This window comes from Arthrobacter sp. CAL618, from assembly GCF_000468215.1.
GTDB lineage: Bacteria > Actinomycetota > Actinomycetes > Actinomycetales > Micrococcaceae > Arthrobacter_D.
In genome coordinates, this window is record NZ_ASZW01000050.1 from 1 (window position 1) to 6,425 (window position 6,425).

A 6,425-nucleotide genomic window follows, 5' to 3' on the forward strand; every position below is an offset into this window, starting at 1 on the left:
TGTAACCGGTTGGCGGTGTTCTGCGAACTCGACCACACCACCCCCTGGTCCCAAGGCGGCAAAACGTCCTATTCAAACCTGGCGTCTTTGTGTAAACGCCACCACATGTTCAAAACCGAAGGCTACTGGCACTACCAACAACCCGAGCCCGGGACGATCATCGCGATCTCACCACTCGGCGAAACCTACCTCACCACCGCCGACCCACCACCAGCACCACCACCCGACATACCCCCGCCCTTCTGAGAGTGCGCCCCCGATTATCGTTGACTGCTTAGAGTGCTTCCGGCGACGTAGGCAGCGTCGGACCACAGGCGGCGCCCATCCAGACAGCAGTCGCGCTCGACAACGCATACTGCACTGATAATGTATACTGCACTCAAAGTGCAGTATGCTGCACTTATGGTAAGTAACCCCACTGCGCTTGCGGCAGCAATTGGCAGCCGCATCAAACAAGAGCGTCAATCCCGATCCCTGACTCTTGATCAGCTGGCAGACGCTGCTGGCGTGAGTCGTCGCATGCTGATCAATGTGGAGCAGGGTGCCACCAACCCGAGTGTAGGAACACTGTTGAGGTTGAGCGACGCTCTCGGCATCGGGCTGCCTTCGCTGGTTGAGTCTCCATCGGCGAAGCCCGTGACAGTTACACGCAGCGGTGAAGGTGCCGCCCTTTGGACTTCCGAAGCCGGTGGCAGGGGGACGCTGGTGGCAGGCTCCGAGTCACCCGACGTCGTCGAACTTTGGGACTGGACATTCGTGCCGGGGGACCGCCACGAGAGCGAGCCACACTCCAAGGGAACCAAAGAGTTTCTCCAGGTGCGGCAAGGTTCGATCACAGTGCAGGTGGGGGAGCAGACAATAGTGCTCGAAACCGGGGACGCCGTGTCGTTTCCCGGGGACGTTGCCCACTCGTACGCGAATATAACCATGGAACCGGCCACGTTCACCATGGCAGTTTTCGAGCCCGGTGTAGGGCTGAGCCACCGAGAAGCAACAACCAATGAATGATCGGAGCAGCTTGCGCCAGGTTGTGGAATCCAGCCGCGTTGACCCGGAAGTGTTCTTGCTTCGTCCGGACTATCGTGCTGTGCTGATCGCCGCCGATGGTCTGGTGCCAGGGCCCAGCGACCAGACAAGCGAGGACCTCCTCAGTCACGCTGAAGGTTTCGCCCGTGAGCTCCTCAAAACTACTCCGGTTGAGCAACTTGCACACGTCGCTGCGTGGCGGGACGCCTATCGCGGTTTCGGGGCCAAGCCGCAACGAACGCGCAACAGTCTGGAGGCCCTCCTGCGGAGGTCAGCCACCGGGCTCCCACGCGTCAACCGACTCACCGACATCTACAACGCCATCTCAGTCCTCCACCAGGTCCCCTTGGGTGGCGAGGATCTCACCGGGTACGCTGGCCCACCCCGCCTGACCCTCGCCAGGGGAACCGAACCGTTCGACACCGCGACCGGGGGCGAGGAAACGGTCGAGTTTCCGGAACCTGGCGAAGTGGTCTGGAGGGATGACATAGGAGTGACGTGCCGGCGCTGGAACTGGCGGCAAGGGCGGCGGACACAGCTCAAAAACAATACCGAAACCGCGCTTTTCATCCTGGATGCTCTTGAGCCGATGACTGACCACGCTCTGCAACTCGCAGCGGATGCGCTTGCCTCCCACCTCAAGCAACTCGGCCCCGACGTGCAGACCGCCAGCCGGCTGATCCGTCCCGAACCGATCAAATCATGACCAGAACGTCACCCGTCCCGCCCTGGGGGCTTGCGATAACGGCGATGTTCTCAGTCCAGCTAGGTTCTGCTTTGTCGGTAGACCTGATTGGCGCTGTCGGCCCCGGCGGGACCGCATGGCTGCGCTTGAGCATGGGGGCAATCATCCTGATCGCTCTGGTCCGTCCACCACTTCGCTCGATCCGCCGCCAGGACGTGCCCACCATTATCGGTCTGGGTCTGGCTACGGGTCTGATGACCATCGGGTTCCTCGCGGCGCTGGAGCACATCCACCTCGGCACCGCCGTCGCAATCGAGTTTCTCGGGCCATTGACCGTGGCAGCTCTGCGAAGCCACCGCAAGAGGGCGCTGCTCTGGCCGGGTCTCGCCCTGATCGGTGTGGTTCTCATGACCGAACCGTGGCAGGGGACTTTCAATGTGACGGGAGTCGGCTTCGCAGCGATGGCGGCCGTGGGGTGGGCGGTCTACATCCTTCTCACTCAACGCATCGGCGACCGTTTCAACGGAATCGCCTCGCTCTCCCTGACGGTGCCAATCGCGGCGGTTGCCGCGGCCGTCGTCGGGGTCCCTCAAGCCATTGGCCACATCACGCCAAGCATCCTCGCCGCCGCGCTGGGCCTGGCCGTGCTGCTCCCGGTGCTGCCCTTCGCACTGGAGATGCTCGCACTACGCCGGATGACCCCTACAGCCTTCGGAACGCTGATGGCACTGGAACCTGCGTTCGGAGTGCTGCTGGGACTGATTATTCTTCAACAACACGTGGGAGTCCCGCAGCTGGCGGGCATTGCATTGGTGGTACTGGCCGGTGCGGCCGCCCAACGAGGCGGGAGCCGCCTTCAACCAGCCAGGATCGACTCGGCCACCCCGGTGCACATCACCGGCTGACCACTCCGGCTCGGTCCTACGGAACGCGGCAGCTACCTATACTTCGGCGCCGTTGTCTCCGTGATCGCGGGTTTTGGGGAGCCTCAGGATCAGGAACGCCACCGACACCAGGAAGATGGCCAGCACCCCCAGCATCATCGTGAGCGGGGCGGCGCGCCAGAACATGGCGAGTAAAAGCAAAGCGATCGGTCCACCCACTGCGCCGAACCAGGCGAGGACCAGCAGCGGCTCCCCGGTACCCAGCGCCGGCGGCTCCGGCGGATGATAACCCTCGTCTTCGTCGTCGTCGGGCTCCTCGGGGGTATAGTCCCGCGGACCACTGGGGGAGCGGCCGGGCTGATTCTCAAACAGAGCCCGCACCCGGTCCTGATCGGACAAACCCGCATCAACGTTCTGTTCCGGTGCCGAACTGGCTGCAGCCTCCGGCGCGGTGGGCGTCTGCTCCAACCGGGCCACCAGATCCTGCCACACGGCATCGTCAGTGGACTCGTTGGGTTCCTGACCTCGGGATGTCATGCGGTGCTACCTGCCGTCACGTGCTGGATAAATTGCGCTGACCGTTCAAAAATCAACTGCGCGTCATGGTCCATGGTCGCAACATGGTAGCTGTTCTCCAAACGCACAATCTCAAGAGCTTTGCTACCAATCCGCTGTTGCAGCACCTCCAGGCTGCTTTCCGGCACGATCGGGTCCACCGATGAGCGAAAAACCAGCGTGGGCGCGGTCACTGACGGGAGCAGGTTGACCGTCTCCCTGAATAGTCGGCCGAGCTGTGCGACAGCAGCAACGGGGGTCCGCGCGTACGCGCCCTCGTCGAGCCCTTCCTTCTTGATGTTGTTGGCGATGGCTGGCACCGATCGCATCACAAACTTCAGCACCCCGGCGTAACGCGCGCGCGGATCGGCGATGGTGAGACCAGGATTGACGACGACGACGCCGGCCACCGGCTGCAGGGCCGCCAACCGCAGTGCAAGGGTCCCGCCCATTGACAGGCCGGCGACGACGATCTTCTCGGTTGACTGTGCCAACTCCCGGTAACTCGTCTCATAGCTGGCGTACCAGCGCTGCCAAGGGGTGCGGGCAAGTTCCTGCCAGGTGGTGCCATGGCCGTCGAGCAGAGGGAGCCGCACTGCGTACCCCTGATCGGCTAGATATTGGGCCCAATCGAGCAGGCTAACCGGAGAGCCGGTGAAACCGTGACTCAGGAGGATGCCGATGCGCGACGCCTCCCCGAAACCGTCGGAAGAGAAGGCGACGGGACCCGCGCTGGATGTCATAGCCCCATCGTGCCACCTGCCACCAATGCCTTACCAGCGAATCCGTTCCTTAGAGTAGTCTCTCAAGGAAAAGCGCGATCGACTGTGGGGTAATCCGCCGTGATCCCGCTCGGGTCGAGGAAGGCTGTCAGCGTGTTTTATTGGTTCATGAAGCGGATCATCGTAGGTCCGATTCTGGGTCTCCTCTTCCGGCCCTGGGTAAAGGGAATGGACAACGTCCCACTGGATGGTCCGGCGGTGCTGGTCAGTAACCACCTCTCCTTCTCAGACTCGATTTTCCTTCCGATCGCAGTGCCCCGGCCGGTGATCTTCCTGGCCAAGTCCGAGTACTTCACGGGTAAGGGCATCAAGGGAAAGCTCACCGCGATGTTCTTCAGACTCTCGAACCAGCTGCCGATGGACCGCTCAGGCGGTGCTGCTTCGTCGAGTTCGCTGAGCGCGGGTGAAGCGGTGCTGAACAATGGCGGGATCCTGGGTATCTATCCCGAAGGAACGCGCAGTCCCGACGGCCGGCTGTATCGAGGAAAGACCGGCGTGGCCAAACTGGTGCTCGCCACCGGGGTGCCGGTGATACCGGTAGCGATGATCGGCACGGACAAGGTACAACCCATTGGCCGGCGTATCCCCAACATTCGCAGGATCGGCATCATCGTCGGCGAACCTCTCGATTTTTCCCGGTACGAAGGTCTCGCCGAGGATCGTTTTGTTCAGCGGTCCGTGACCGACGAGATCATGTACGAACTGATGCGACTCTCCGGCCAGGAGTATGTGGACGTGTACGCGAGCAGTGTGAAGGAAAAGCTTGCGGCCGCGAAGAGCTCCGAAAAGAAGGCGCACGGCAAATCCGCCTCCGCCTCCGCCGCCCCGACAGCCGCGGAGCAGGACACCAACCAGAAGTCTTTGCGCAGCAGGCTCACCAGTATCAAATTGCCGGTCTGGCTGAGCCGGAAACGGTAGCCCGGCTGCTGGCCAGGAAGCGTGGCGCCCGGCACAATGTGACGTGCTGCTCCGCTGCGTGACGGTCCCGGCAGCGGCGAAGATGTAGACCCATTAGGCTTAACCGGTGACTGATATCTTCGCACCCACCGAAACCACCGTTCCCCCAGCAGGGCAGAGCAGCCCGCAGGCAAGCGCGATGCTTGACAACTGGCGCCAGCTGCCCATTTCGCAGCAGCCCACCTGGCAGGACCCCAGCGTGTATTCGGCCTCCGTCAAAGAACTCTCCACCCTTCCTCCACTGGTCTTCGCCGGCGAGGTCGACGTGCTGCGTGACCGCCTGGCCGCCGCTGCCCAGGGCAAGGCATTCTTGCTGCAGGGCGGTGACTGCGCCGAAACCTTCGAGGGCGCAACCGCAGATCGGATCAGCGCCCGTGTGCGCACCATTCTGCAGATGGCAGTGGTCCTGACTTACGGTGCATCACTGCCGGTGATCAAGATGGGCCGGATGGCTGGGCAGTTCGCCAAGCCACGTTCATCCAACGATGAGACCCGCGAAGGCGTGACGCTTCCGGCCTACCGCGGCGACATGGTCAACGGCTACGAGTTCACCCCTGAGTCGCGTGGGCATGATGCTTCCCGCATGGTCAAGGCGTACCACACGTCCGCTTCCACACTTAACCTGATCCGTGCCTTCACCCAGGGCGGTTTTGCGGATCTACGCCTGGTCCACCACTGGAACAAGGGTTTCACCGCCAACCCAGCCCATTCTCGCTACGAGTCGCTGGCCGGTGAAATCGACCGCGCGGTCCGGTTCATGGATGCCTGCGGCACCGACTTCGAGGCACTGAAGAGGGTCGAGTTCTTCGCCAGCCATGAAGCGCTCCTGCTCGACTACGAGCGGGCGCTGACGCGGACCGACTCACGCACCGGGCTCCCGTACGACACCTCGGCCCACTTCCTGTGGATCGGGGAGCGTACCCGTGACATCGACAGCGCCCACATCGACTTCCTGTCGCGGGTTCGGAACCCGATCGGCGTGAAGCTCGGTCCGAACACCTCACCCGACGATGCCCTCGCACTGATCGATAAACTGGATCCCAATCGCGAGCCAGGTCGCCTGACCTTCATTACACGCATGGGTGCCGGCAACATTCGTGAGAAGCTGCCCCGGCTGGTCGAGAAAGTCACCGACTCCGGTGCGCAGGTCCTCTGGGTATCCGACCCGATGCATGGCAACACGGTGACGTCGCCGAACGGCTACAAGACCCGCAACTTCGACGACGTCATGGACGAGGTTCGCGGCTTCTTCGAGGTGCACAATTCGCTGGGCACCTTCCCGGGCGGGCTCCACGTCGAAATGACTGGCGACGACGTCGCCGAGTGCCTGGGCGGCGCCGACCCCGTGGACCAGGAAGCATTCCTGGAACGCTACGAGTCGGTCTGCGATCCACGCCTGAACCACATGCAGTCCCTGGAGATGGCTTTCCTGGTCGCAGGAGCACTCTCCAAGCGCTAGGCAAGCCGGGCCCACAGGTTCAAACACCGCAGGTCCAAACACCGAAGGTTCAAACACCGAAGGTTCGAGACACAACA

8 protein-coding genes are annotated in these 6,425 nt (G+C 62.6%); 6 read left to right on the forward strand and 2 right to left on the reverse strand.

Annotated features, from left to right (window positions below; all coding sequences use genetic code 11):
• From K728_RS18240 to K728_RS0102820, 4 genes are all read left to right on the forward strand, one after another.
• Nucleotides 1-246, forward strand: a 246-nt coding sequence (locus tag K728_RS18240; RefSeq protein ID WP_035746911.1) for an HNH endonuclease, incomplete at its 5' end; no start/stop codon positions are given.
• 156 nt (nucleotides 247-402) lie between these two features.
• Complete coding sequence (locus K728_RS0102810) at nucleotides 403-1,008, forward strand: helix-turn-helix domain-containing protein (RefSeq protein ID WP_024475774.1); 606 nt, start codon at nucleotides 403-405, stop codon at nucleotides 1,006-1,008.
• Nucleotides 1,001-1,732, forward strand: a complete 732-nt coding sequence (locus tag K728_RS0102815) for a B3/B4 domain-containing protein (RefSeq protein ID WP_024475775.1) — start codon at nucleotides 1,001-1,003, stop codon at nucleotides 1,730-1,732. The genes K728_RS0102810 and K728_RS0102815 overlap by 8 nt, the downstream gene beginning before the upstream one ends.
• A gap of 44 nt (nucleotides 1,733-1,776) precedes the next feature.
• Nucleotides 1,777-2,616, forward strand: a complete 840-nt coding sequence (locus K728_RS0102820) for an EamA family transporter (protein WP_202805319.1) — start codon at nucleotides 1,777-1,779, stop codon at nucleotides 2,614-2,616.
• Between the two features lie 36 nt (nucleotides 2,617-2,652).
• Here the strand turns inward: K728_RS0102820 and K728_RS0102825 are convergent, their stop codons facing one another.
• Together K728_RS0102825 and K728_RS0102830 are read right to left on the reverse strand one after the other, a co-directional pair.
• Nucleotides 2,653-3,132 (reverse strand): hypothetical protein, encoded by a 480-nt coding sequence (locus tag K728_RS0102825; RefSeq protein ID WP_024475777.1) that lies wholly within the window; start codon nucleotides 3,130-3,132, stop codon nucleotides 2,653-2,655.
• Nucleotides 3,129-3,893 (reverse strand): alpha/beta hydrolase, encoded by a 765-nt coding sequence (locus K728_RS0102830; RefSeq protein WP_019481357.1) that lies wholly within the window; start codon nucleotides 3,891-3,893, stop codon nucleotides 3,129-3,131. The genes K728_RS0102825 and K728_RS0102830 overlap by 4 nt, the downstream gene beginning before the upstream one ends.
• Before the next feature lie 132 nt (nucleotides 3,894-4,025).
• Between K728_RS0102830 and K728_RS0102835 the strand changes: the two genes are divergently transcribed.
• On the forward strand, nucleotides 4,026-4,850 hold the full coding sequence (locus K728_RS0102835; protein ID WP_024475778.1) for a lysophospholipid acyltransferase family protein: 825 nt from the start codon (nucleotides 4,026-4,028) through the stop codon (nucleotides 4,848-4,850).
• Between the two features lie 178 nt (nucleotides 4,851-5,028).
• Nucleotides 5,029-6,348: a class II 3-deoxy-7-phosphoheptulonate synthase gene (locus K728_RS0102840; RefSeq protein WP_116778148.1), complete on the forward strand. Its 1,320-nt coding sequence runs from the start codon at nucleotides 5,029-5,031 to the stop codon at nucleotides 6,346-6,348.
• Nucleotides 6,349-6,425: the final 77 nt, after the last annotated feature.